A 25,221-nucleotide genomic window follows, 5' to 3' on the forward strand; every position below is an offset into this window, starting at 1 on the left:
TTTTTAATTACCTAAAAGTAAACATAATTATTAGTATTTTTGTGATTAATTAAGAGTTATAAAAATGAATCGTGTTTACTACATACTTATTTCATCATTATTTATTGCACAAACTTTTGGTCAGGTAAGTTTTTCTGATCAAGCCAATGCATTAGGTTTAAATCTCACTTGTGGAACTACTTATTTAGGGAATGGCGTGACATTTTATGACTTTGATAATGATGGTTGGGATGACATCACTTTAAACACAGAATTTGGTGAAGAAATTCGTTTTTTCAAAAACATCAATGGCGTTTTCACTGAAATATTTCCTAATATCCCATATTTTGATTATCAAACAAAACAAGTAAACTGGGTTGATATTGATAATGATGGTGATAAAGATTTATTTGTCACCAGTGACTATGAAGGTAATAGATTGTTTGAGAACATAGGCGATCTTAACTTTCAAGATATAACAGTTGCAGCTGGAATTGATCCCGAAAACATGTTCTCATATGGTGCATCTTGGGGAGACTATAATAATGATGGGTATTTAGATGTGTTTATTTCAAATAGAACAGCGCTTCATAACAACATCCTTTACAGCAACGATGGTGATGGAACATTTACCGACGTTAGTTTAGAAGCTGGTATTTCTACTTCAGGTCATGGTTCCTTTTGCAGTGCATTTTTAGACATTAATAATGATGGGTATCAAGATATATACATATCAAATGATAGACCCTTAAACCCAAATATATTGTATAAAAATAATGGTGATGGCACTTTTACAGATATCAGCATTTCATCTGGAACCGACGTCACTATTGATGCTATGACTGTTACGGTTGGTGACTTTAATAATGATAGTTGGTTTGATATTTATATTACCAACGGACCTATAGGAAATGTTCTTTTTAAAAACAATGGAAATGAAACCTTTACAGATGTTGCAGTTTCTTCCGGGACAGTCTTTAATAGTGTAAGTTGGGGAGCATCGTTTTTTGATGCAGATAACGATATGGATCAAGACCTTTATGTTTGTGGTGAGTTTGATGCTACAGAAACCAATTTTTTAAAAGCTGCATTTTATTTAAATAATGATGATGAAACATTTACTCTAAACAATGAAAGTTTCCCAGGTGATGAAAGAGCAGCATATAGTTCTGCAGTGGGCGATTCAGACAATGATGGTTACCCTGAACTTATTGTAACAAATAGTTTTGATCAAGATTTGTTCTTTTGGAAAAACAATACGCCTCACACGAATAATTGGTTAAAACTTAAATTGGAGGGAACTGTTAGTAACAGAGATGGTATTGGATCAACGATTGAAATTTCAATAAATGGTGAAAAACAATATGCTTATACACATTGTGGTGAAGGTTATTTATCTCAAAATTCGGGTACTAAATTGTTTGGGCTTGGCACAAATACAGTAGTAGATTATGTTAAAGTTACTTGGTTAAGTGGCACAGTAGATGTATTAACAAATGTATCGGCTAATCAACAAATTGATTTAGTTGAGGGCAGTAATCCTGAATTGTCTGTTGAAGAAAGTAGTCTAGATAACTTCGTTATTTACCCAAATCCAGTTGGCAACAAATTATTTATTAGAACAACAATGACGGATTATGATATAAATATTTATGATGTTGTTGGTAAATTATATCTGTCATATAGCGATTTTAAATCAAATCAAATTGATGTTTCTTTATTGGATTCAGGAATGTATTTCATTCAATTCATTAATGGAAATCAAAAAATCACGAAAAAGTTTTCTAAACGTTAACGCCTTGAATATTTTTTTCTCATTCCTTCTAAAAACCTTAATGATTAAGTATTTGCATTTGTGTTAATGACACTTATTGATTGCGGTTTATTTTAATAAATTACAGAAAATTCTTTAAGCTGGTACAAATTTTGTTGTGCATTTAAAAACCCAGCCCGTGAAAAAATTATCCTGTATTTTAATGTTAGCAATGTTCATAGCATGCATTCCAACCCAAATAGCGCCAACAATTGAAACGGATAAAGTTCAACTCGCTAAAAAGTTCAAAAGAGACCTTCCAAAAAGCCATGCTTTCATTTTTGAAGACCCTAAAAAAGCAAATGAGTTCTATAATTTCATAAACATGAAATATAATCGTGAACATCAAGATGTAGAATACAATGTCCCTATAAAAATCAATGGCAACACCTATTTTTTATCATTCCATGAGCGGGAAAAAACAACAAAAACAATTAACCTAATTCCTGTTTTAGTTGATGCAAAAAGAGAATCAAATGGCAATTCAACCATTTTTGATAACTACCACACCTCAAGAGCTGGCTGTTGGTTTATTCTGTTAACTGTGTATGATAATGATTTCAATGATTGCTTAAACCCGAATTATCCTAATCAATCAGAAATTCTTGAGCATCTTCGAGAAATTAAAAAAGAATATTTAACAACTTATAACTATATGGAGTCTTATTTAGATAACAATTAAATAAAACATTTTCATTAGTAAACGACTTTAGTTCCAAGGTCCATTTTTGGTAATACTCGCAAATCTATTATTGTTAAACCGAAAAAGCCCTCCCCAACCGCCAAACCAAAAACGCTCTTTTGAGTCTTTTAACATAGATAATATACCGTTGGTTAGCAATCCTTCATCTTTATAATAATTTGCAAAGGTATCTCCATCATATTTGTAAATACCAAAATTTTCAATAGCTATCCAAATATTACCATCAGGGTCTTCATAAATATCACTAACCTCATGACCTTCTATATTATCTTTTGATGTGAAATTTTTTAAACCTTCTCCATTATAAACACTTAAACCGCCATACATGGTGCCAATCCAAATGTTCCCTTTACTATCTTCAATAATTTCACTTATGGTATTGTCAGATAAGCCTTCCCTTTTAGTTATGTGGATGAAACTTTCTCCATCATATTTGGTTATACCAAAACCATCAGTTCCAAACCATAAATCTCCCTTTCTGTCTTCCATAATACTGGTTATCCTATCATAGGAATAATAGGTAGTTGTATCTTGTATTTTAGCTTTAGGTGTATTAAAATCTTTGAATTCCTTGCCGTCAAATTGGCTTACACCACTATTTGTACCTATCCAAAAAGTATCATTTTGGTCTATAAGAATACTCCAAATTTCATTTTCCAAAAGACCATCATCTTGAGTATAGTTAACAAATGTTTCACCATCATATTTTGTTAAACCTTTATAGGTCCCAAACCAAACGTTTCCTTTTTTATCTTCAACAATAGCGGTTATTCTTCCTCCTCCTAATCCATCTGACTCATCAAAGTATTTAAGTGTTTTACCGTCAAAACACATCAAACCATACACGTTAGTGCCAAACCATAAATTACCTTTCGAATCTTCAAAAATCCTACGTAAATGCTGACACAGTTGACCTTCAATAAAAAACAAAGAATCTGTTTCATTAGTTTGTAAAAAGGGATTAAAGCTTGTAACGTTTTCAGCTTTTGTTTCAATTGTAGTTTCATTTGGGGTATCTATTTTTTTTTGTCCATTACAAGAAAAATTAAAAACACATAAAAGCCATAAAATTAATATCCAAACACAATATTTCATATGATCCGTTTATTCAAAAATAACATAGTATTCATGTATTCAATATTTATAAATGAAAAAAAAGTGTCAAAAGTTTGTAAAATCCCATTAGAACCAACATAAAAGATTATTCTAAAATCCACATGAGGTTCTAAATTATAGGAGGTATATTACTTATGTATGAACAACAATAAAAAAAGAGGTTTCTGATGAAACCTCTTTTTTTTCTTATCACGCTTATAAACTATGCCATCTGCATATCATGCTTACCTTCGTAAACCTCTTCAACTAATTTATCATTGAATGCTGGTAAATCTTTAGGTGAACGACTGGTAACCAATCCTTCATCTACAACAACTTCTTCATCTACCCAATTGGCACCTGCATTAACAATATCTGTCTTAATTGAGTTGTATGATGTAACTTTTCTTCCTTTTAAAACATCCGCTTCAGCCAACAACCATGGTGCATGACAAATTGCAGCTACAGGTTTTTTATTTTCAAAGAATGATTTTACAAAACTAATTGCTTTGTCGTTTCTTCTTAATAAATCTGGGTTTATAACACCACCAGGTAGCATTAAAGCGTTATAGTCACTTTGAGATACCTCATCCAATGTTTTGTCAACTTTATATGAGTTACTCCAGTTACCATCTGCCCATCCTTTTATTTCTCCAGATTCTAGAGACACAATGTGTACATCGGCTCCAGCTTCTTCTAATGCTTTTTTAGGTTCTTTTAATTCACTTTCTTCAAATCCATTGGTTGCTAAAATTGCAACGATCTTTCTATTTAAGTTTTCCATTTGTAAATATTTTTAATTTGTTAATAATTTCTTCACCAATTAATATAACTACGAAGACAAGCTAAACCAAATGCTTAAAGCAGTTTAACCCAATATTAACGGTTATTGTTAAAGATTCTTAAGAGTACATTTTTCAAATGTTGAATACGTTAAAAATCAATTCGTATAAGTCAATATTTGGAATTAAAATCTTATATATTATTTAACCGAATTTTAAAATCCATAAAGTCATGATAATTACAAAAATATTAGGTCTCACCAGCGCACTTACAAAAAGCAAAAAAGCCAAACTTGGTATTTTGGCGATTGAAATGGGGTTATTGATTTATGCTATTAGATCAAAAAAGTTGGAAAGGAAAGAGCAGGAATTAATAAATAAAACTAAAGATATAGTTTCGTAACTACTACAACATGCTTATTTACAACAACTTCATCTTTTCTCGAGGCAACTTTTAATGTCGGTCTTTACTTAATTGATTTACAATATTCTCTATTACAATAAATTCATCTACACTATTTGGTAATCAAATATATAATCGTAAATTTGCAAACTCTTTTTAAGAGAGGAATGTTTAATAAGAAAAAATAGAAAGTGTGGACACATTAAGCTACAAAACGATTTCAGCAAACAAAGCTACTGTAAATAAAGAGTGGGTTTTGGTTGATGCTGAAGGTCAGACATTAGGTCGTATGGCTTCTAAAGTTGCAAAACTTTTAAGAGGAAAGCATAAGCCTAACTTCACACCTCATGTTGATTGTGGTGATAACGTTATTGTTATCAATGCAGAAAAAATCAACTTAACTGGAAACAAATGGACAGATAAATCCTATATCCGTCACACAGGTTACCCAGGTGGTCAAAGAAGTTTAACTGCTAGCGAATTGTTTGGAAAAGATCCAGCAAGATTAGTAGAAAAATCAGTAAAAGGAATGTTACCTAAAAACAAATTAGGTGCCGATTTATTCCGTAACCTTAACGTTGTTGTTGGTTCAGAACATGCTCATGAAGCACAAAAACCAAAAACAATCAATTTAAACGAATTTAATTAATGGAAGTAATTCACAAAATTGGCCGTAGAAAGACGGCTGTTGCTCGTGTGTATGTTGCCAAAGGAAAAGGTAACATTACGGTGAACAAAAAAGACATGGCGGAATATTTTCCGACTGCAACTTTGCAGTATAAGGTAAATCAACCTTTAGCTATGACTAACAATGATGGCAGCTTTGATATTACAGTAAATGTATATGGAGGTGGCATTACAGGTCAAGCTGAAGCTATCCGTTTAGCATTATCTCGTGCTATGTGCGAACTTGATGCAGAAAACAGATTAATTTTAAAACCAGAAGGTTTATTAACTAGAGACCCAAGAATGGTTGAACGTAAGAAATTCGGTCAGAAGAAAGCTCGTAAGAAATTTCAATTCTCTAAACGTTAATTTTTCCAACTGGATTGGGAAATGCTCACAAGCTTTCTCAATCTGGTTAAAACAAAACACAATTTTTAACCTAGTTATTGTTGTCCATGACCAAATGGTCAGGATTTAGTTTAGCATCTAAATGATTAAGGCGATTTAAATTAAAGACCACTTAATCATTGCTAATTCAACAGAACGTAAACTATTACAAACATGGCAGTAGAAGTAAAAGAACTACTAGAAGCAGGTGTACACTTCGGACACCTTACACGTAAGTGGGATCCAAATATGGCTCCTTACGTATATATGGAACGTAACGGCATCCATATTATTAACCTTTACAAAACAGCAGCTAAAATGGAAGAAGCTGGGGCAGCATTAAGTAAAATTGCAGCTTCAGGTCGTAAAATTTTATTTGTTGCAACTAAAAAACAAGCAAAAGATATCGTTGCAGAGAAATCTGGCGCTATCAACATGCCTTACATTACTGAAAGATGGCCAGGTGGTATGTTAACTAACTTTGTTACTATTAGAAAAGCTGTTAAGAAAATGGCTGCAATTGATAGAATGAAGAAAGATGGGACATTTAATTCTTTATCTAAAAAAGAACGTTTACAAGTAGATCGTCAACGTGCTAAATTAGAAAAGAATTTAGGTTCTATTTCAGACATGACCCGTTTACCAGGTGCTTTATTTGTTGTTGACATTAAGCGCGAGCACATTGCGATTAAAGAAGCTCAAAAATTAAACATTCCAATCTTTGCTATGGTTGACACAAACTCTGATCCACGTCAGGTTGATTATGTTATTCCTGCAAATGATGATGCTTCTAAATCAATAGATAAAGTATTATCATACGTTACAGGTTCAATCGCTGAAGGTTTATCTGAACGTAAAGCTGAAAAAGATGGTGCTAAAACAGAAAAAAAGGCGCCTAAAGCAAAAGCTTCTGCTAAAAAAGCAGCAGTAGCAACAGAAGAGGAAGAATAAAATAAATAAACAAAACTATTAAAGTCGTTTAATACCTTTCTTCCAAAGAAATAACATTAAACGACTTTTTTAAATTAAAAAAATTATGGAAGCTATAAAAATAACAGCAGCAGAAGTAAATAAATTAAGACAAGCTACAGGTGCCGGAATGATGGACTGTAAAAAAGCTTTAGTTGAAGCTGAAGGTGATTTCGATAAAGCTATTGAAGTACTTCGTAAAAAAGGTCAAAAAGTAGCAGAGAAAAGAGCCGACAGAGATTCATCTGAAGGTGCTGCAATTGCTAAAATTAATGATGCTAACACTGCTGGTGTGGCTATCGTTTTAGGTTGTGAAACAGATTTCGTTGGTAAAAACGAAAACTTCGTAGCATTAGCAAACGAATTGGCTGAAGCTGCAATTAACTACAATTCTAAAGAAGAATTTTTAGCCGCAGATTTCGGCGGTATGACTGTTGCTGAAAAATTAACTGAACAAACTGGTGTTATTGGTGAAAAACTAGATATCACAGCTTTTGAAAAATTAGAAGCACCTTATGTTGGTTCTTACGTTCACATTAATAAAATTGCTGCTTTAGTAGGTTTATCAAGTGAAGTTGATAATGCTGAAACGCTTGTTAAAGATGTGGCTATGCAAGTAGCTTCAATGGGAGCAACTACATTATCATACAAAGATTTTGATCCTGCATACATTGCATCAGAAACTGAAGCTAGAATTGCAGTTATTGAAAAAGAAAATATTGAATTAGGTCGTTTAGGAAAAACACTTAAAAATGTACCAGAATATATTTCTATGGCACAGTTAACACCTGAAGTAATTGCAAAAGCTGAAGAAGCTGCAAAAGCGGAATTAAAAGCTGAAGGTAAGCCAGAACAAATCTGGGATCGCATTCTTCCTGGTAAAATGGAGCGTTACATTTCTGATAACACAACATTAGACCAAGAACAATGTCTATTAGACCAAAAGTTTATTAAAGACGAAAAGAAAACCGTTGCACAATATGTAGAATCTTATGGTGATGTTGAAATCACTGGATTTAAGCGTGTAACAGTAGGATAATATATTATCATATATTTTACAAAAGCCTCTCAAAATATTGAGGGGCTTTTTTATGTCAATCCAACAAAAAATTCTCAATCCAAAAACAAAAAAATTATGTAGTTTTGCTAAACGCTCAAAAACAACCATGAAATACAAAAGAATACTCTTAAAATTATCCGGTGAGGCTTTAATGGGTACGCGCCAATACGGTATAGACCCGGAACGTTTATCAGAATATGCTAATGATATCAAATCTATCATTAATGAAGGCGTAGAAGTAGCCATAGTAATTGGTGGTGGAAATATTTTTAGAGGTGTTGCTGGAGCAAGTAATGGCATGGATCGTGTTCAAGGTGATCACATGGGTATGTTGGCTACGGTTATCAATGGTTTGGCATTACAAAGTGCGCTTGAGAATGCTGGCGTACCAACCCGTTTACAAACAGCGATTAAAATTAATGAAGTCGCTGAACCGTTTATTCGTAGAAAAGCCATGCGGCATTTAGAAAAAGGACGTGTGGTTATTTTTGGTGGCGGCACGGGTAATCCTTATTTTACAACTGATTCAGCTGCTGTGTTACGCGCTATTGAGATTGAAGCCGATGTCATTTTAAAAGGTACACGTGTAGATGGTATTTACACATCCGACCCTGAAAAAGATGCCAACGCCATAAAATTTGACCATATTACTTTTGATGATGTTTTACGCAAAGGTTTAAAAGTTATGGATACAACGGCTTTTACATTAAGTCAGGAAAACGAGTTGCCAATAATCGTTTTTGATATGAATAAAAAAGGTAACTTGTTAAAGGTTGTTTCGGGTGAAAAAATTGGAACCAAAGTAAATTTATAATATTTGGCGTGTTTTTTGAATAGATCATTTTAAACTTAATTTTTTAGCGATGAACGAAGACATACAATTTATACTAGACACAGCAAAGGAAGCAATGGATGCTGCTATAAAGCATTTAGAAAAGCAATTAGTAAACATTCGTGCTGGCAAAGCAAGTCCTGCTATGTTAGGTAGCGTAATGGTAGATTACTATGGTTCTCAAACACCATTAAACCAAGTTGCCAACGTAAATACCCCAGATGGTAGAACCATTACAGTGCAGCCATGGGAAAAAGCGATGCTTCAAGAAATTGAGCGTGGCATTATGCATGCTAATTTAGGCTTTAATCCTATGAATAATGGTGATTCCATTATTATAAACGTTCCACCTTTGACTGAAGAACGTAGAACTAATTTAGCCAAGCAGGCAAAAGCAGAAGCAGAGGACGCCAAAGTAGGTGTCAGAAATGCTAGAAAAGATGCTAATAACGATATAAAAAAATTGGATGACGCTTCAGAGGATCTTCAAAAAAATGCTGAAATAGATGTCCAAAATATGACTGACAAGTATATTTCCAAGATTGATCAAATTTTTGAAAACAAGGAAAAGGAAATTATGACAGTTTAAAAACTTTAAAAGCGACACTTAAAGTCGCTTTTTTTAATCCTAATACCTTGCCTGTTGTTCATTTTAAAATATCTTTTATCTGTCGCTTTCATATGGCTTTTCTTTTTTACGGAAATCCAAGCGCAGTCTGTTGTAAAAGACACAACTGAAACACAGCAAGACTCCCTAAAAAAAAGAGACTTAATCAAACAATTGGGTAACGGATTTTTTCCAACCAAATACTTCGATATTGATTTAAGGTATCTTATAAAGTTTAATCAATATGAAGGATTAAGAACTGGTGTTGGTGGTGTAACTAATGATGCTTTTTCAGAAAAATATCGCATTAACGGTTATCTGGTTTATGGCTTTAGAGACCACCGATTTAAATATGGAATTGGTGGAGGCATCAGGTTAATTCCAAACACGAATACTTGGTTAAATTTCTCTTACATAGATGACTTGCAGGAAACTGGGAGTTCAAAATTTATTACTGACAAACGCTTTTTTCAATTTTTCGAACCAAGATTATTGAACATCGATTTATTTTATAAATACATTGCAAAAAACATCTCACTGGAACATCAAATCTCACCGCGTTTAGTTACTGAAACACAACTAGGTGTTAGTAATGTTAACCCAACATACAACTATATTTATGAGGTAGATGGTAAATCCTATTCAGAATTTAACTTAAGTACAGCAGTCATATCGCTACAATGGAGTCCATTTAGCCGTTATGAATTGGTTGACAAGAGGATAAAAGAAGTTAAGATTGGTTTCCCAAAATTCACGCTACAATACACTCAAAGTGTAAAAGGCGTCTTTGAAAGTGATTTTAATTTTGCTAAAATAGATTTTAGAACCATCTATGAGATTAATTATAAAAAAGATAATTTTTCTAGATTTATTTTGTCAGCTGGAATTGCAAGAGGTAATACTCCCCTCTCTCATTTATATCATGCTTATCCCAACAATATCAACAAGGAAACTATTTTGCAACGTTTTTCAGTGGCTGGTATTGACAGTTTTGAAACCATGTACTTTAATGAATTTTTCTCTGATAGATTTACAACCCTGCAATTCAGGCATTATTTCAGCCCCTTTAATATTGCTACCAGATTTAAGCCACAATTAGTGCTAATTTCTAGGTTTGCTATTGGAAACATGAGTAATATTAATAGGCATCAAGGAATTACTTTTGATACGCTTGACAAAGGCTATACCGAATCAGGTTTTGAGATTAATAAGCTTCTTTTCGGATTTGGTTTGAGTGGCACTTATAGATATGGTGCTTATCACTTACCTAAAACAGAAGATAATATTGCTATAAAATTCACATTTAACGTGACATTATAAGCTATTATTTAAGGTAATACATAGGAATTTTCTACCTTTGCAACTCGTTAATTAATGCATGTTTAAACTATTTACAAAAAGTTTTTGGGACGTTGTTGCCAGACTGATTTTACGTAATAAAATTGGTATTCTAGCAGGTATTTTGGTAGCCACTATTTTTTTTGCTTATCAGTGGGAAAACATGCGCTTTACTTATACAGAAGCCAATTTACTACCCGATGACCACGAAGTAAATATTGTTTACAAGGACTTTTTAGACATATTTGGTGAGGAAGGAAACCTTATTGTACTTGGTGTCAAAGATTCAACTCTTTTTACTGTTGAAAATTTAAATGCTTGGAACAATCTTTCGGATGCTTTTAAAAATTTTGACGAAGTTGAAACTGTTGTATCGCTAAAAGACCTACAAAAACTCGTCAAGAATGTTGATGAGGAGCGCTTTGATTTAGAACCTTTTATAAAAGATTCTATTACATCTGCTTCTGAATTAGAGATTCTTCAAGAGGATTTATTTGAAAAGTATCCTTTCTATGACAATTTCCTATTCAATAAGGAAACTAAAACCATTCGTACAGCTATTTACATGAAGAAGGATATTGTAAATACACCTGTTAGAAAGGATTTTGTATTCAATAGCCTAATTCCAAAAATCGCATCTTTTGAACAAGAAACAAGACTTGATGTTCGGGTTTCAGGAATGCCTTATGTTCGCACATTAAACGCTCAAAATATTGTTGATGAAATTGGCAAATTTATTGCAGCTGCACTTGGCGTTACTTCACTGATATTTTTCTTCTTTTTTAGATCATTCAGAGCCACTTTAATCTCCATGATTGTAGTTTGTTTAGGTGTTATGTGGACGTTTGGAATTCTTGGTCTGCTTAATTATGAAATTACGGTGCTTACGGCTTTAATTCCGCCATTGATAATTGTAATTGGTATTCCCAATTGTATTTTTCTTATCAATAAATACCAACATGAGGTCAAATTACATGGTAACAAAGTAAAATCATTACAACGTGTCATAACCAAAATCGGGAATGCAACTTTAATGACCAATGTAACAACAGCATCAGGTTTTGCCACTTTTATTTTAACTGAAAGCACCTTACTTAAGGAATTTGGTATTGTAGCTTCTTTAAGCATACTTGCCATTTTCATATTGTGTTTACTGATTATTCCTATAATCTATACCTTTTTACCTTTTCCAAAAGATCGTCATTTGGAACATTTAAACAAGCGATGGATAGGTGGTTTTGTCGATTGGATGGAACGTATGGTAAAGCAAAGGCGTATTACTATTTATATTACTTCAATCATACTTTTAATTTTAAGTATGATTGGTATGAACCAAATAAAAATTTCAGGTAGTTTAATTGAAGATATGTCAAAAACTTCTGAATTTTTTAGTGACATACGTTTTTTTGAAGAAGAGTTCAATGGCATTATGCCCATGGAAATTCTGGTTGATACCAAACGCAAAAAAGGAGTTATTAAACTAGCTACCTTAAAACGTATGAATGAGCTAGAAGAACTCATAATTGAAACACCTGAATTATCAAGACCTATTTCTATTGTTAGTCTTGTAAAGTATTCCAAACAAGCTTACACCAATGGTAATCCAAAATATTATCAGCTTCCAACTAGTCAAGAAAATCTGTTCATTTCATCTTACATAAAAAACTCATCATCAGATGTTAGTTTACTCAAAAATTTTGTAGATAGTACTGGTCAATATGCACGCATCACTACATTTATGAAAGATGTTGGAACGGATAAAATGGAACGTATAGAAGAAGACATTCAAAATAAAATTGACAAAGTCTTTCCTGCAGAGAAATACAACGTAACCATCACTGGAAAAGCCTTGGTTTTTCAAAAGGGAACAAAATACTTGGTTAAAAATTTAGCGATTTCGTTATCATTAGCCATAGTGCTTATTTCATTATTTATGGCATACATGTTTAGGTCATTTAGAATGATTGTTGTTTCCTTAATACCTAACCTATTACCTTTAGTAATAACAGCTGGTCTTATGGGATTTATAGGTGTTCCTATAAAACCATCTACCATTTTAGTGTTTAGTATTGCTTTTGGTATTTCAGTTGATGATACTATTCACTTTTTAGCAAAATACAGGCAAGAATTGCAAGCAAACCACTGGAAGATACGTAAATCTGTTTATGCTGCTCTTCGTGAAACAGGCGTCAGTATGTTTTACACATCCATCGTATTGTTCTTTGGGTTTTCAGTATTCACCATCTCCAGTTTTGGAGGCACTGTAGCATTGGGAGCTCTTGTTTCAGCAACCTTATTATTTGCTATGCTATCAAATTTACTGTTATTGCCTTCACTCCTATTATCACTTGAAAGAAGTATTGCCAACAAAGAAGTTTTAAAGGAACCTTCAATAAATATAATTCCAGAAGAAGACGATGATGAACCTAAAAATGATGCAACAAATACAGCCTAATATTTTAGATTTCTGAATTTGATTTTTGACACATGAAAAGGTTATCTTTGCATTCAAAATTTTTTATAGATGAAACCGACGTGACAAAATAATCTTTTGACATTCAACCCAATGATTATTTTGGTCATCAAAGATTACATGTGACCATTAAAAACAAATAAAAATTAACACATGAAAACGCATACCGTAGCAGAATTATTGAATAAGGATATTAATGCCTTACATGAAGTAGAAATAAAAGGATGGGTACGTACCTTCCGTGCCAACAGATTTATAGCCTTAAATGATGGCTCAACATTGAATAATATTCAATGTGTTGTTGATTTTGAAAATCTTGATGAATCGCTATTAAAACGCATTACTACAGGTGCTGCTGTCCATGTTTTTGGCGAATTGACTGAAAGCCAAGGGAAAGGTCAAAAAGTTGAAATTCAAGTTTCAAAGATTTCTGTTTTGGGGGATTCTGACCCTGAAACCTACCCAATTCAACCTAAAAAGCATTCGTTTGAATTTTTAAGAGAAAATGCTCATTTGCGTACACGAACGAACACGTTTAGTGCTGTTATGCGTTTGAGATCATCACTGTCATTTGCTATTCACAAGTATTTTAATGAAAATGGATTCTACTATATGCACACACCTATTATTACTGGTAGTGATGCTGAAGGAGCCGGAGAAATGTTTCGTGTGAGTGCTTTAGATGCTAAAAACCCGCCTTTAAATGAAGAAGGTGAAGTTGATTATAAAGAAGATTTTTTTGGCAAGGAAACAAACTTAACCGTTTCTGGTCAGTTAGAAGCTGAAACATATGCTATGTCACTTGGCAAAGTTTATACATTTGGCCCTACGTTTAGAGCTGAAAATTCTAATACATCACGTCATTTAGCAGAATTTTGGATGATAGAACCAGAAGTTGCCTTTATGGATTTGGATGGCAACATGGATTTGGCTGAAGATTTTATGAAGTATGTTTTAAAGTATGTTTTAGAACATAATTTTGAAGATTTAGAGTTTTTAAATAACCGCCTTTTGGATGAGGAAAAAACTAAACCTCAAGCTGAACGTTCTGATATGAACCTTATTGAAAAAATAAAGTTTGTAGTAGAAAATAACTTTAAGCGTGTAAGTTATACGGAAGCTATTGATATTCTCAAGAATAGCAAACCAAATAAGAAAAAGAAATTCAAGTATCTAATAAATGAATGGGGTGCCGATTTGCAAAGTGAGCACGAACGTTTTCTAGTAGAAAAACACTTTAAATGTCCCGTTATATTATTTGACTATCCAGCAAATATCAAAGCATTCTATATGCGATTAAACGAAGACGGAAAAACTGTACGTGCTATGGATATCTTATTCCCTGGTATTGGTGAAATGGTTGGTGGTTCACAACGTGAAGAGCGTTTAGATGTACTAAAAGATAAGATGAAAGCTTTAGATATTGATGAAAAAGAATTATGGTGGTATTTAGATTTAAGAAAATACGGAACCGCTGTACATTCAGGGTTTGGACTTGGGTTTGAACGATTAGTTATGTTTGCAACTGGAATGGGTAATATTCGTGATGTGATTCCTTACCCGCGAACACCTCAAAATGCCGAGTTTTAAAAAATAATTTAGATAATTATTGAAAACAATCTACGTTAAATAATAAATGTAGATTGTTTTTTTTATTTTTATAAAAACCCAAAATCAAAAAATGCTCAAACAGTATTTACAATTTAAATTATCGCAAAAATTATCGCCTCAACAAATCCAGTTGATGAAGCTAATACAACTGCCTACACAAGCTTTTGAACAACGATTAAAACAGGAATTAGAAGAAAATCCTGCGCTAGAAGGCGGTAAAGAATCTTCAGAGGATGATTTTGACGACACATTTGATAATAGTGCTGATGATTATGATGAAAGTGAATCTATTAATTCTGAAGATATTAATGTTGATGAGTATTTAAGTGATGATGAGATACCAGATTACCGAACACAAGCCAATAATTATAGTGCTGATGATGACGAAAAAAGTATGCCTTATGCTGCTGGCACATCGTTTACACAACATTTAATAAACCAGTTAAACACCTTCAGGTTGGATGACGAAGAACGTGATATTGCCGAATTTTTAGTTGGAAGCGTTGATGAGAGCGGTTATATTCGTCGTGATTTAAGTGACATTATGGATGATTTAGCATTCACTCAAAATGTTTATACTAATGAAGACAAGATAAAGTCCGTTTTAAAAATAGTCCACCAATTGGATCCTGCTGGTGTTGGGGCACGGAACTTACAGGAATGTTTAAGTATTCAATTACATAGAAAAGAAAAAACGGCTGACTCCGAATTAGCAATTAACATCATTGATAACGCCTTTGAACAGTTTACCAAAAAGCATTATAAAAAATTGTTGCAAAAATTTGACATCACTGAAGACCAATTAAAAGGTGCGATAGGTGTTATTGAACATTTAAACCCAAAACCCGGTGGCTCTTATGCTGGAAACAATAGAATTGTTGAACATGTTGTTCCTGATTTTGCTATTAAAATTGTTGATGGCGAATTAGAGCTAACACTAAATGGCCGAAATGCACCAGAGTTACATGTCTCGCGAGAATATAGCAATATGCTTAAAGGTTATAAGGATAGTAAGGACAAATCAAAATCTCAAAAAGATGCCGTTCAATTTATCAAGCAAAAACTAGATGCTGCCAAGTGGTTTATAGAAGCTATTAAACAACGTCAACAGACATTATTTGTCACTATGAGTGCTATTATGCACTACCAAAAGGAATATTTTTTAACAGGCGATGAGCGCAAACTACGCCCAATGATTTTAAAGGATATAGCTGATGAAATTGATATGGATGTATCTACGGTATCACGAGTTGCAAACAGTAAGTACGTGGACACACCTTATGGCACAAAACTCATTAAAGAGTTCTTTTCAGAATCCATGACCAATGACCAAGGTGAAGAAGTTTCAACTAGAGAAATCAAAAAAATTCTTGAAACAGTTATTGAAAATGAAAACAAGAAAAAACCAATGACTGATGAGGCTTTAGCCAAAATACTAAAAGAGAAAGGTTACCCCATTGCAAGACGTACAGTAGCAAAATACAGAGAGCAACTTGACATACCTGTGGCTCGATTACGCAAGAAAATATGATGAATGCTATTTTAAAAAGTATCTCATTTATTTTTCATCCTATATTGATGCCTATGTTAGGTGTCTTGTTTTATTTTTCTAAATCCCCTAGATATATTCCTATTGAAATTATTCAAGCAAAAATAATTTCACTTTTTATTCTAACTGTTTTGCTTCCTATTCTGTTATACTTTTTATTAAAAACCATGGGCAAAACCTCAACCATATATCTTGAGTCCACTCAAGAACGCATTACCCCATTGATACTTAATAGCATTATTATCTTGCTCATTTTGATGCGTGTTTTACCAAGTAGTGAAATTATTGAACTGTATTACTTTTTTATCGGAATTTTAATAACCACATTGAGCTGTTTGATTTTAGCTTTCTTAAAATTTAAGGCTAGTTTACACATGGCTGGAATAGCTGGAATTTTTATGTTTTATGTAGCTTTAAGTATCCATTTCAGTATAAATATAAATGGCACATTAGCATTAATGGCTATTTTGATTGGTGCCATAGCAACCTCCAGATTGCATATGAAAGCTCACAGCTACAAAGAACTTGTTGTAGGCTTTTTTATGGGTTTTATCCCACAGTTGATTCTGGTGAATTATTGGTTATAAAATATAGAATATGAGCCCTACTTTTATAGCGTTCATATCAACAGAAACATCATTTACAGAAATATTATCGAAAATTGGATTAAGACCATAATAAAAATAAATATTCCAAGTATTATATCCAGTACTTACCGTTAATCCATATTGAAAATCATTAAACGATTTTATATTCCCCTCTCTTATGGTTCCTAAATCACCTTTAAACTTTGAAGAGCTATATACTACATATCCAATATTTAATCCTGTATAAATTCGCCAAAATTTATAATCATCACTTGTAGAAGTTCGCCATCTTACTTGAAGTGGCATTTCAACCATGTACATTGTAAACTTGTTTTTGGTGTAGTCTATATCACTTTTGTCCAAAACTATGTAATCATAACCAGCACCATCTTCCTGTATAAGGAAATTATGGTTAAATGAGTTTGAAGATAAGCCCAACCCTAATCCTAAAGCCCAATTGCGCCTTTTATTTATAGGAAAATCCCTAATAAACCCTAAATGAAATCCGCTAGAAAAACCACTTTGTGAAACCATATCGGGTTTATTGCCTAGTAAATTATAAGTTACTGCTATATAAAATTGATCTTCTCTATACTTACTATCCGTCTCCTTTTTAATAGAATCCGTTTCTACTTGAGCGTAACAATTAGTATAGCCAATAAAAGCAATTATTACCAATAATATATTTTTCATATGGGTGTTTAAAACGTTGTTCAAAATAATAAAAAATGGCGTACAGATTTCTCTGTACGCCATAAATTATAAAATTAAGACTCTAATTATTTTAAATCTCTCAAGGCATCTCCCTTTCGAGTTTTATAATTTATTTTTAAAGCGTTTACCTTTCTTAATTCCTGTTTAATATCAGAAACAAGTCCCATGTTAGTTTCTTTATCAACACTCAAAACTGTAGTTAAGTAAGGTATTTCTTCTTCACGCTTACTGTCGCGTTCAGCAGCAATAAAAGCAGCAATTTCAGATACGTCAGCAAACTTATCATTTAGTTGCAGTCTGGCAACTGTACCCATATCCTTGTAAGAACTACTTGGTTTACCAGCATATATGTACATTAATAAGTTTCTTTTAGCAAGCTTTTCAACCTGATCTGCAGCTGGTAACGTGTTTTCTATTTTTAACGTGTTTTGACGCATTACCGTTGCTACCATAAAGAAGAATAACAACATAAATACAATATCAGGTAATGATGCTGTAGATATAGCTGGTAAATCGCCTCCTTTTTTCTTTTTAAATTTAGACATAAATTTTACTGTTTATCTAATTTGATTTTTTTGGTTCGGCTTCTGAAAACTTTTGCGGAATCAATAATTTAATTGCCTCAATCTTATCCTTTAAACTAGCTTTATCAGCTGCTGATGTTTTTGGATCAGAATACATTTTATCAGCTTCAACATAACTCATGTTTAGGGATGGGTAGGCCAATTCAAACTCTCTATTACGCAATTCATTATATGCCGCAATTATTTCATTCTGCACAGCAATATAAGTTTCATAGCTTGTTGCTCTATCATTTTGCAATGATATAATGGCTTTTTCAAAATTATCAGAAGATTGAGGGTTTTTCTTTCCTTTACATTTTGCACAGGCATCTTCACCCTTGCCACCTCCATTATCTAAAAAGGCTACTGCTTTTTTACGCAGATCTTTAAGTTTTATCAATTCCCCATCATTACCATTAGCTTTCAACAATAAATCGTTGTTACGGTTAACAGTTAACTGAAATATATTTCGTTCCTTAATAATTGGTGGTTCTGTTTCCTCTATTGGTGGTAACTTTCTGTTCAATCCTGAATCTATTTCGATTGTAGTTGTTACTAGAAAGAAAATCAATAGTAAGAAAGCAATGTCAGCCATTGAACCTGCATTAACTTCTGGTGCTGATCTTTTAGCCATAATTATTTATTTATTACTTTTTTCATTCCGGAAAGCAACATTGTAGCCGCTGCTGCCAATATTAGTATATAGAAGGCAACTAACCCAGCACCTACCATATGTGATTCACTTTCTGTAGCTTCTACGCCATTATAGAAATATTCATTTGTATCGCCACCTGAAACAGCATAAGCTATAACGAGAACAGCTGCAAAAATCCCTACACCTATAAGTGTGTTTTTTAAAGTTGCTGTATTAGTAAATAGATTTTTTAGCACAAAAATCAATACAAATACAATTGTAAGAGCCATGATTATATAGGCTACAATAGCCATAGGTTCAACAATTGCAGTATCACCACTCATTGCGGCAGCTTTAATAGCTTCATCGCCTTCATTGATTATCCTAACTAAAAAGATAATCCCTGCTAGCGCTAAAATAGCTGCTATTATTTTTAAAATTTTATGTAAACCCATAATTTTTGTATAGTTGTGATTAATTATTACTTCTTATTTCTAATCAATAAATCCATCAATGTGATAGATGCATCTTCCATATCATTAACAATACTGTCAATTTTAGCAATGATATAGTTATAGAAAATTTGAAGAATAATTGCAACGATTAGACCAAATACCGTTGTTAAAAGAGCTACTTTAATACCTCCTGCAACAAGTGATGGTTGCATATCACCAGCAGCTTCAATCTTATCAAAAGCTTGAATCATACCAATTACCGTACCCATGAACCCTAACATTGGTGCTAAAGCGATGAATAAAGAAATCCATGATACATTCTTTTCTAATTGTCCCATTTGAACACCACCATAAGCGATAACTGCTTTTTCAGCAGCCTCAATACCTTCATCTGTTCTATCTAAACCTTGATAGAATATAGAAGCTACAGGTCCTTTAGTATTTCTACAAACTTCTTTGGCTGCATCAACACCACCTGATTGTAATGCATCTTCAACATCTTGAGTCAATTTTTTTGTATTTGTTGTAGAAAGGTTTAAAAAGATAATTCTCTCAATAGCTATGGCTAAACCAAGAATTAAACATAATAATACAATTCCCATAAACCCTGGACCACCTTCAATAAAACGCTTTTTTAATTCTTGATGAAATCCTAATGTTTCTTCAGCAGCTTCTTCAGTAGCTTCTTCTTGGATTGTGTTAACAACTGCCGTTGCACTTGTAGCTGCATTTGTAGTTGCATTTACTGTTCCGATTGCCATAAAACACATAATGGCTAGGATAGAAAATAATCTTTTCATTGTTCTTGTTCTTAATTTTATTAGTTAAAGTGTTAAAGATATAAAAAAAATGTAATTAAAAAATTAAAATTACAGCAGAGAGGAAGGGATTCGAACCCTCGATACGCTTTTGGCGTATACACACTTTCCAGGCGTGCGCCTTCGACCACTCGGCCACCTCTCTGTAATTGTTTCTTATTACAGTGTGCCAAATAACAAAAAAACTAGCAAAAGGGAAAATTTTGAAAGTTAATTTTATGCCATTTCTCCTCTTAAAGAGGTTTCAAATACTGTTTTGAAGGTTTTATTAGAAATTTTCTCTCCAATCAAGTACATTAATTTGGTTATTGCGGCTTCAGTCGTGATATCTTTACCAGATATTACACCTAAATTTTTTAGTTGTGAACTGGTTTCATATTGTCCCATAGCAACACTCCCACCGGAACATTGCGTCACATTGATTACATGAATACCTTTTTTGAGAGTTTTGGAGATTAAATCTATAAACCAATCCTCTGTTGTGGCGTTTCCTGCTCCATAGGTTTCCAAAACAACACCTTTTAGATTAGGTGTTTCTAATATGCTTGTTAGAACTATTTCAGAGATTCCCGGGAATAATTTTATGAGCGCAATATTATTATCTAATGTTTTATGTACGACTAATTTCTTCCTTGCATTTGGCGCAAACAAAGCTTCTTTATTTATTTTGATATGAACACCTGATTCAGCTAAATGCGGATAATTTAATGATTCAAAAGCTTCAAAATGTTCAGCATTTATTTTTGTCGTACGGTTTCCTCGATATAATTTATATTCAAAATACAAACCCACTTCCCTTATTAACGGCTTATTACGCAACTGCAATGAAGCCATTTGTATGGAGGTAATTAAATTTTCTTTGGCATCTGTCCTAAGGTCACCAATAGGAAGTTGTGACCCAGTAAGTATGACTGGTTTTGCCAAATTTTCCAACATAAAACTCAAAGCAGATGCCGAATAACTCATGGTATCACTTCCATGTAAAACAACAAAGCCATCAAATTGGTCATAATGTTTTTCAATTATTTCTGCTATTTGAACCCAATATTTAGGATTCATATTTGAAGAATCAATAGGATTTTCAAAAGACACCGTTGAAATATTACAACTTAAAAGTTTAAGTTCTGGTATTTGCTTCAATAAATTATTAAAATCGAAAGACTTCAAGGCTCCAGTATTAGCATTTTTTATCATACCAATAGTTCCGCCAGTATAAATTAAAAGTATGTTTGGTTGCAACTTGTTCATTATTTATACTTTAAATATTTCATACGAGTTTTGAGTAGTAATTTCAGCAATTCTTTCTTTAGGTATATTATACAGTTCAGACAATTTATCTAACACTTTTACTATATAACTACTTTCATTACGTTTTCCTCTGTATGGTTTGGGAGCCAAATAAGGGGAATCGGTTTCCAAAACTATATTATTTAAATCTATTTCATTTATAAATTGGTCTATTTTGCCATTTTTAAAAGTAACTACACCTCCAATACCTAACTTCATGTTAAAGGAAATAGCTCTTTGAGCTTGTTCTTTTGTTCCGGTAAAGCAATGAAAAATTCCAAATAAATCATCTGACTTTTCAGATTCAAGAACTTCAAAAATCTCATCGAATGCTTCTCTGCAATGAATAACTATTGGTAATTTATACTTTTTAGCTAATTGAATTTGTCGTTTAAAAGCCTTCTTTTGAATTTCTAATGTGCTTTTATCCCAATACAGGTCAATGCCTATTTCACCAACTGCATAAAAAGGTCTCGTAGCTAGCATATCCTCAACATGGGCTAACTCCACAATATAATTCTCCTTTACTGATGTTGGATGCAAGCCCATCATTAAAAAAATATTTTCAGGATAATCTTTTTCCAACTGTAACATGGCAGAAGTATATTGTGAATCAATAGCTGGAATAAAAAACCGCGTAACACCTGCATTAATAGCTCTTTGAATCATGTCGTCTCTTTCTGAATCAAATGCTTCGCTATATAAATGAGTATGTGTATCCGTTATTATCATTTAGCAAAAATATATCTTTTTACATTATTACCTTTGCAATAAAACAGATAGTTTATGGAAAGCCTCAAAGAGTTTCTTACAGAAAAAGGGTATGCAAAAATTAAATTAAAGCTCACTAAAACAAATCATTTTGAAATAAAAGCCACCATTAATGGCGTCAAAGGATTGTTTATTTTAGACACAGGTGCTTCAAGTTCATGTGTTGGTTTTGATGCTATTGAAACTTTTAAACTAAAAGCAAAAGACTCTGAAGTAAAAGCGGCAGGTGCTGGTGCTACAGGTATGTTGACACAAATTTCGAAAAAGAACCATGTAAAAATTGGGAAATGGAAAAAAAATAAAATAGCATTGATTCTCTTTAATATGACTCATGTTAATACTGCGTTAATTGCACATAACGCTCAACCAGTTGACGGCATTATTGGAGCTGATATATTGAAAAAATCAAAAGCCATTATTGATTATGAAAAGAAATATTTATACTTAAAATTGTAGTACAAATCCTATGATTTAAGTATATTGTGAACTCTACTTTATTATTAGTTTAACTAAAAATATTCCATGAACACCTCCATAATAATCGCCGATGACCATCCTTTAATGTTAAGGGGTTTGAGCGATTTTTTAACTTCAAAAGGCTATAACATAATTGGTAGTGCTACCAATGGCAATGAAGCTTACAATTTAATTGTAAAACAAAAACCAGATTTAGCAATCTTGGATATTAGGATGCCTTTTAGAACTGGTTTGGAAGTTGCTGAAGAATGTTTTAAAAATAACCTCGAGACAAAAATTATTTTAATAACTTTTGATAAAGGAGAAGAACTTTATGATAAGGCAAAAGAATTAAACATTTACGGATACATTCTAAAAGAGTTTGCTATAGAAGAGATTGAAATGTGTATTAGCCATGTAATTGAAGGGCAGCCTTATTTTAGTGAAGAAATTGCTTCGTACCTAAAATCTTCTGTTCCATCTGCAAAACCTGGTGAGATACAAAAGTTAACCAAGTCTGAAGTTAAAATTTTAAAGCTCATATCAGAAAACAAAACGAGTCAGCAAATAGCTGAAATACTTGATATTTCATTTAGAACAGTTACAACTCACAGAAGCAATATTGTTCATAAACTCAATCTGGAAAATAGACCATCTTCATTATTTTTATGGGCTAGCAAAAATAAAAGCCTGCTATAAAAATACGTACAAGTACGTATTTTTTAATAGAGTCATATCCCTTATCTTTACAATGCTATTAATTGATTCTTAAAGGGAGAATTACAGAAGGCTTTTTTTGTTCATTCGGAAAAGCCTTCTTTTTTTGGAATTATTTAAGCAGAAAAAATACGTATAAGTACGTATTTTTTAATAGAAATATATCACTTACCTTTACAATGCTATTAATTGATTCTTATAGGGAGAATTATAGAAGGCTTTTTCGTTTATTCAAGAAAGCCTTCTTTTTTTTGGAAGTATTCAAGCAGAAAAAAATACGTATAAGTACGTATTTTTTACACCAATAATCCACCTTACCTTTACCGTGCTATTAATTAGTTCTTAGGGAGAATTATTTTGAAACTCTGTGTTAGTAAAATAACATGGAGTTTTTTTATTCAATTTCAAATGGAAATAAAAATACGTACAAGTACGTATTTTTTAAAAGAAGTTTACCTGCTATCTTTACTTAAATAAAAAAGTCCCCAAATCTATAAACCGTATTCTAATGGAAAATGACACTGGCACAAACAAATACTTTATTATTGGTATCATTTTATTAGTATCAATAGTTATTTCAATAAATATTCTTGTTATATTTTTTAGTTAGTTAATTTCATATCAAGAAAAAAGCGCAACCTTTAAAGGTTGCGCTTTTCAATTTAAGTAATTCATTTCTCTAAAGCTCCAATGCTTTCTTAATATTATTATCCATTAATAACTCTTCAGGATTTTCCAATGCTTCTTTCACAGCCACCAAAAATCCAACAGATTCCTTACCATCAATAATTCTATGATCATAAGAAAGAGCCACGAACATTATTGGCCTAATTTCAACTTTACCATCAACAGCTACTGGTCGTTCTACGATATTATGCATACCCAATATACCACTTTGAGGTGGATTTATAATAGGTGTTGACAACATACTTCCAAAAACACCACCGTTTGATATTGTAAAAGTTCCTCCAGTCATTTCATCTACAGTTATTTGGCCATCTCTAGCACGAATTGCCAGGCGTTTTACTTCAGCTTCAACTCCTCTAAATGATAAATTTTCTGCATTTCTTATAACTGGCACCATTAATCCTTTTGGTCCTGATACGGCTATTGAAATATCAACAAAATCATAACTAATCATTTCCTTTCCATCTATCATGGAATTAACAGCTGGGTACATTTTTAACGCACGTACAACTGCCAACGTAAAGAAAGACATAAAGCCTAGACCAACACCATGCTTCTCTTTAAAGGTTTCTTTGTATTCTTTTCGCAATTCAAAAATAGGTGACATATCTACCTCATTAAAGGTTGTCAACATGGCTGTTGTGTTTTTCGCTTCTACCAAACGTTCAGCTACTTTTCTACGCAACATAGACATTTTACTTCTAGACGATGATCTATTACCACCTGTTGGCGTTCCCATTGAGGGTGTTGCTTTAACGGCATCTTCTTTTGTTATACGACCATCTTTACCAGTTCCATTAACCTCACTTGCTTTCATATCTTTTTCAGCAAGAATCTTTTTTGCAGCTGGACTAGCTACACCTGATGCATAGGTGTCTTTTGCTGGATTAGCTGCTTTTGCTCCAGTATCTTTTGTTTCTTTTTGATCTTTTGCCAAGTCTTTCTCAACATCATCTTGATTTCCACCTTCATCGCCACCTTTATATGTAGTACTCGCATCTGCTGATGGTTCTGCACTAGTATCTATTAAACAAACAACTGCGCCTACAGCAACAGCGTCTCCTTCCTCTGCTTTCAGTGTTATTGTTCCACTTGCCTCTGCTGGTAACTCTAAAGTAGCTTTATCACTATCCACCTCTGCAATAGCTTGATCTTTTTCTACATAATCACCATCTTCTACTAACCAAGTTGCTATTTCTACTTCTGTGATAGACTCTCCCGGTGACGGAACTTTCATTTCTAAAATCATTGTGTTACCTATTTTA

26 protein-coding genes and 1 tRNA gene are annotated in these 25,221 nt (G+C 32.7%); 16 read left to right on the top strand and 11 right to left on the bottom strand.

Annotated elements, in window-relative coordinates; translation table 11 throughout:
• Positions 1-64: 64 nt before the first annotated feature.
• On the top strand, positions 65-1,774 hold the full coding sequence (locus HGK31_RS01500) for an FG-GAP-like repeat-containing protein (RefSeq protein ID WP_191858199.1): 1,710 nt from the start codon (positions 65-67) through the stop codon (positions 1,772-1,774).
• A 157-nt stretch (positions 1,775-1,931) separates the two neighbouring features.
• Positions 1,932-2,474 carry a hypothetical protein gene (locus HGK31_RS01505; protein WP_191858200.1) on the top strand — a complete coding sequence of 181 codons (543 nt, stop codon included), beginning with the start codon at positions 1,932-1,934 and terminating at the stop codon, positions 2,472-2,474.
• A gap of 27 nt (positions 2,475-2,501) precedes the next feature.
• Here the strand turns inward: HGK31_RS01505 and HGK31_RS01510 are convergent, their stop codons facing one another.
• Both HGK31_RS01510 and HGK31_RS01515 read right to left on the bottom strand, forming a co-directional pair.
• Positions 2,502-3,590 (bottom strand): ligand-binding sensor domain-containing protein, encoded by a 1,089-nt coding sequence (locus HGK31_RS01510; RefSeq protein WP_191858201.1) that lies wholly within the window; start codon positions 3,588-3,590, stop codon positions 2,502-2,504.
• 223 nt (positions 3,591-3,813) lie between these two features.
• Positions 3,814-4,374 (bottom strand): type 1 glutamine amidotransferase domain-containing protein, encoded by a 561-nt coding sequence (locus HGK31_RS01515; RefSeq protein ID WP_191858202.1) that lies wholly within the window; start codon positions 4,372-4,374, stop codon positions 3,814-3,816.
• 230 nt (positions 4,375-4,604) lie between these two features.
• Here HGK31_RS01515 and HGK31_RS01520 point away from each other — a divergent pair, with 230 nt between their 5' ends.
• The 12 genes from HGK31_RS01520 (at position 4,605) to HGK31_RS01575 (ending at position 16,854) form a co-directional block, all read left to right on the top strand.
• The gene (locus HGK31_RS01520; protein WP_162919937.1) at positions 4,605-4,775 is read left to right on the top strand and encodes a hypothetical protein; all 171 of its coding nucleotides are present in this window, start codon (positions 4,605-4,607) and stop codon (positions 4,773-4,775) included.
• Between the two features lie 193 nt (positions 4,776-4,968).
• Positions 4,969-5,424: a 50S ribosomal protein L13 gene (gene rplM, locus HGK31_RS01525; RefSeq protein WP_104734816.1), complete on the top strand. Its 456-nt coding sequence runs from the start codon at positions 4,969-4,971 to the stop codon at positions 5,422-5,424.
• Complete coding sequence (gene rpsI / locus HGK31_RS01530; RefSeq protein ID WP_104734817.1) at positions 5,424-5,810, top strand: 30S ribosomal protein S9; 387 nt, start codon at positions 5,424-5,426, stop codon at positions 5,808-5,810. The genes rplM and rpsI overlap by 1 nt, the downstream gene beginning before the upstream one ends.
• A 192-nt stretch (positions 5,811-6,002) precedes the next feature.
• Positions 6,003-6,779, top strand: a complete 777-nt coding sequence (gene rpsB, locus HGK31_RS01535; protein ID WP_104734818.1) for a 30S ribosomal protein S2 — start codon at positions 6,003-6,005, stop codon at positions 6,777-6,779.
• 85 nt (positions 6,780-6,864) lie between these two features.
• Complete coding sequence (tsf, locus tag HGK31_RS01540; RefSeq protein WP_104734819.1) at positions 6,865-7,836, top strand: translation elongation factor Ts; 972 nt, start codon at positions 6,865-6,867, stop codon at positions 7,834-7,836.
• A gap of 127 nt (positions 7,837-7,963) precedes the next feature.
• The gene (gene pyrH, locus HGK31_RS01545; RefSeq protein ID WP_104735812.1) at positions 7,964-8,671 is read left to right on the top strand and encodes a UMP kinase; all 708 of its coding nucleotides are present in this window, start codon (positions 7,964-7,966) and stop codon (positions 8,669-8,671) included.
• Positions 8,672-8,720: 49 nt separating this feature from the next.
• Positions 8,721-9,278, top strand: a complete 558-nt coding sequence (gene frr / locus HGK31_RS01550) for a ribosome recycling factor (protein ID WP_104734822.1) — start codon at positions 8,721-8,723, stop codon at positions 9,276-9,278.
• Between the two features lie 54 nt (positions 9,279-9,332).
• Entirely contained in the window at positions 9,333-10,616 is a 1,284-nt protein-coding gene (locus HGK31_RS01555; protein WP_223115294.1) for a hypothetical protein, read from the top strand.
• Positions 10,617-10,674: 58 nt separating this feature from the next.
• Positions 10,675-13,089: an efflux RND transporter permease subunit gene (locus tag HGK31_RS01560; RefSeq protein ID WP_191858203.1), complete on the top strand. Its 2,415-nt coding sequence runs from the start codon at positions 10,675-10,677 to the stop codon at positions 13,087-13,089.
• 171 nt (positions 13,090-13,260) lie between these two features.
• On the top strand, positions 13,261-14,697 hold the full coding sequence (gene asnS / locus HGK31_RS01565; RefSeq protein WP_191858204.1) for an asparagine--tRNA ligase: 1,437 nt from the start codon (positions 13,261-13,263) through the stop codon (positions 14,695-14,697).
• 91 nt (positions 14,698-14,788) lie between these two features.
• Positions 14,789-16,249 (top strand): RNA polymerase factor sigma-54, encoded by a 1,461-nt coding sequence (gene rpoN, locus HGK31_RS01570; RefSeq protein WP_191858205.1) that lies wholly within the window; start codon positions 14,789-14,791, stop codon positions 16,247-16,249.
• The gene (locus HGK31_RS01575; RefSeq protein ID WP_233450944.1) at positions 16,246-16,854 is read left to right on the top strand and encodes a hypothetical protein; all 609 of its coding nucleotides are present in this window, start codon (positions 16,246-16,248) and stop codon (positions 16,852-16,854) included. The genes rpoN and HGK31_RS01575 overlap by 4 nt, the downstream gene beginning before the upstream one ends.
• On the opposite strand, the gene HGK31_RS01580 is transcribed toward HGK31_RS01575, so the two are convergent.
• From HGK31_RS01580 to HGK31_RS01615, 8 genes are all read right to left on the bottom strand, one after another.
• On the bottom strand, positions 16,849-17,547 hold the full coding sequence (locus HGK31_RS01580; RefSeq protein ID WP_191858206.1) for a porin family protein: 699 nt from the start codon (positions 17,545-17,547) through the stop codon (positions 16,849-16,851). The two genes, HGK31_RS01575 and HGK31_RS01580, sit on opposite strands and share 6 nt — an antisense overlap.
• 86 nt (positions 17,548-17,633) lie before the next feature.
• A complete protein-coding gene (locus HGK31_RS01585; RefSeq protein WP_104734826.1) occupies positions 17,634-18,113 on the bottom strand; it encodes an ExbD/TolR family protein in 480 nt (159 codons plus the stop codon).
• Positions 18,114-18,129: 16 nt separating this feature from the next.
• A complete protein-coding gene (locus HGK31_RS01590; protein WP_104734827.1) occupies positions 18,130-18,765 on the bottom strand; it encodes an ExbD/TolR family protein in 636 nt (211 codons plus the stop codon).
• 2 nt (positions 18,766-18,767) lie between these two features.
• Positions 18,768-19,220: a hypothetical protein gene (locus HGK31_RS01595; protein WP_104734828.1), complete on the bottom strand. Its 453-nt coding sequence runs from the start codon at positions 19,218-19,220 to the stop codon at positions 18,768-18,770.
• Positions 19,221-19,246: 26 nt separating this feature from the next.
• Positions 19,247-20,020: a MotA/TolQ/ExbB proton channel family protein gene (locus tag HGK31_RS01600; protein ID WP_104734829.1), complete on the bottom strand. Its 774-nt coding sequence runs from the start codon at positions 20,018-20,020 to the stop codon at positions 19,247-19,249.
• 75 nt (positions 20,021-20,095) lie between these two features.
• Positions 20,096-20,183 (bottom strand) — tRNA-Ser (locus HGK31_RS01605).
• Between the two features lie 71 nt (positions 20,184-20,254).
• Positions 20,255-21,286: an asparaginase gene (locus HGK31_RS01610; RefSeq protein WP_191858207.1), complete on the bottom strand. Its 1,032-nt coding sequence runs from the start codon at positions 21,284-21,286 to the stop codon at positions 20,255-20,257.
• 3 nt (positions 21,287-21,289) lie between these two features.
• Positions 21,290-22,057 carry a TatD family hydrolase gene (locus tag HGK31_RS01615; protein WP_191858208.1) on the bottom strand — a complete coding sequence of 256 codons (768 nt, stop codon included), beginning with the start codon at positions 22,055-22,057 and terminating at the stop codon, positions 21,290-21,292.
• A 54-nt stretch (positions 22,058-22,111) separates the two neighbouring features.
• Here HGK31_RS01615 and HGK31_RS01620 point away from each other — a divergent pair, with 54 nt between their 5' ends.
• A complete protein-coding gene (locus HGK31_RS01620; RefSeq protein WP_191858209.1) occupies positions 22,112-22,552 on the top strand; it encodes a retropepsin-like aspartic protease in 441 nt (146 codons plus the stop codon).
• A 66-nt stretch (positions 22,553-22,618) separates the two neighbouring features.
• Positions 22,619-23,251 carry a response regulator gene (locus tag HGK31_RS01625; RefSeq protein ID WP_104734832.1) on the top strand — a complete coding sequence of 211 codons (633 nt, stop codon included), beginning with the start codon at positions 22,619-22,621 and terminating at the stop codon, positions 23,249-23,251.
• A gap of 697 nt (positions 23,252-23,948) precedes the next feature.
• On the opposite strand, the gene odhB is transcribed toward HGK31_RS01625, so the two are convergent.
• Positions 23,949-25,205: a 2-oxoglutarate dehydrogenase complex dihydrolipoyllysine-residue succinyltransferase gene (gene odhB, locus HGK31_RS01630; RefSeq protein WP_191858210.1), complete on the bottom strand. Its 1,257-nt coding sequence runs from the start codon at positions 25,203-25,205 to the stop codon at positions 23,949-23,951.
• Positions 25,206-25,221 lie beyond the last annotated feature (16 nt).

It is taken from the genome of Hanstruepera ponticola (genome assembly GCF_012931685.1).
GTDB lineage: Bacteria > Bacteroidota > Bacteroidia > Flavobacteriales > Flavobacteriaceae > Hanstruepera > Hanstruepera ponticola.

Bases quoted from the DNA above. Each gene is read 5' to 3' on its own strand.
- HGK31_RS01625 (WP_104734832.1), top strand. From the start codon at position 22,619: ATGAACACCTCCATAATAATCGCCGATGACCATCCTTTAATGTTAAGG.
- HGK31_RS01560 (WP_191858203.1), top strand. From the start codon at position 10,675: ATGTTTAAACTATTTACAAAAAGTTTTTGGGACGTTGTTGCCAGACTG.
- rpsB (WP_104734818.1), top strand. From the start codon at position 6,003: ATGGCAGTAGAAGTAAAAGAACTACTAGAAGCAGGTGTACACTTCGGA.
- frr (WP_104734822.1), top strand. From the start codon at position 8,721: ATGAACGAAGACATACAATTTATACTAGACACAGCAAAGGAAGCAATG.
- HGK31_RS01515 (WP_191858202.1), bottom strand. From the start codon at position 4,374: ATGGAAAACTTAAATAGAAAGATCGTTGCAATTTTAGCAACCAATGGA.
- HGK31_RS01510 (WP_191858201.1), bottom strand. From the start codon at position 3,590: ATGAAATATTGTGTTTGGATATTAATTTTATGGCTTTTATGTGTTTTT.
- odhB (WP_191858210.1), bottom strand. From the start codon at position 25,205: ATGATTTTAGAAATGAAAGTTCCGTCACCGGGAGAGTCTATCACAGAA.
- HGK31_RS01575 (WP_233450944.1), top strand. From the start codon at position 16,246: ATGATGAATGCTATTTTAAAAAGTATCTCATTTATTTTTCATCCTATA.
- HGK31_RS01600 (WP_104734829.1), bottom strand. From the start codon at position 20,020: ATGAAAAGATTATTTTCTATCCTAGCCATTATGTGTTTTATGGCAATC.
- HGK31_RS01595 (WP_104734828.1), bottom strand. From the start codon at position 19,220: ATGGGTTTACATAAAATTTTAAAAATAATAGCAGCTATTTTAGCGCTA.
- asnS (WP_191858204.1), top strand. From the start codon at position 13,261: ATGAAAACGCATACCGTAGCAGAATTATTGAATAAGGATATTAATGCC.
- HGK31_RS01500 (WP_191858199.1), top strand. From the start codon at position 65: ATGAATCGTGTTTACTACATACTTATTTCATCATTATTTATTGCACAA.
- rpsI (WP_104734817.1), top strand. From the start codon at position 5,424: ATGGAAGTAATTCACAAAATTGGCCGTAGAAAGACGGCTGTTGCTCGT.
- HGK31_RS01520 (WP_162919937.1), top strand. From the start codon at position 4,605: ATGATAATTACAAAAATATTAGGTCTCACCAGCGCACTTACAAAAAGC.
- pyrH (WP_104735812.1), top strand. From the start codon at position 7,964: ATGAAATACAAAAGAATACTCTTAAAATTATCCGGTGAGGCTTTAATG.
- HGK31_RS01610 (WP_191858207.1), bottom strand. From the start codon at position 21,286: ATGAACAAGTTGCAACCAAACATACTTTTAATTTATACTGGCGGAACT.
- HGK31_RS01580 (WP_191858206.1), bottom strand. From the start codon at position 17,547: ATGAAAAATATATTATTGGTAATAATTGCTTTTATTGGCTATACTAAT.
- HGK31_RS01615 (WP_191858208.1), bottom strand. From the start codon at position 22,057: ATGATAATAACGGATACACATACTCATTTATATAGCGAAGCATTTGAT.
- rpoN (WP_191858205.1), top strand. From the start codon at position 14,789: ATGCTCAAACAGTATTTACAATTTAAATTATCGCAAAAATTATCGCCT.
- HGK31_RS01620 (WP_191858209.1), top strand. From the start codon at position 22,112: ATGGAAAGCCTCAAAGAGTTTCTTACAGAAAAAGGGTATGCAAAAATT.
- HGK31_RS01590 (WP_104734827.1), bottom strand. From the start codon at position 18,765: ATGGCTAAAAGATCAGCACCAGAAGTTAATGCAGGTTCAATGGCTGAC.
- HGK31_RS01585 (WP_104734826.1), bottom strand. From the start codon at position 18,113: ATGTCTAAATTTAAAAAGAAAAAAGGAGGCGATTTACCAGCTATATCT.
- tsf (WP_104734819.1), top strand. From the start codon at position 6,865: ATGGAAGCTATAAAAATAACAGCAGCAGAAGTAAATAAATTAAGACAA.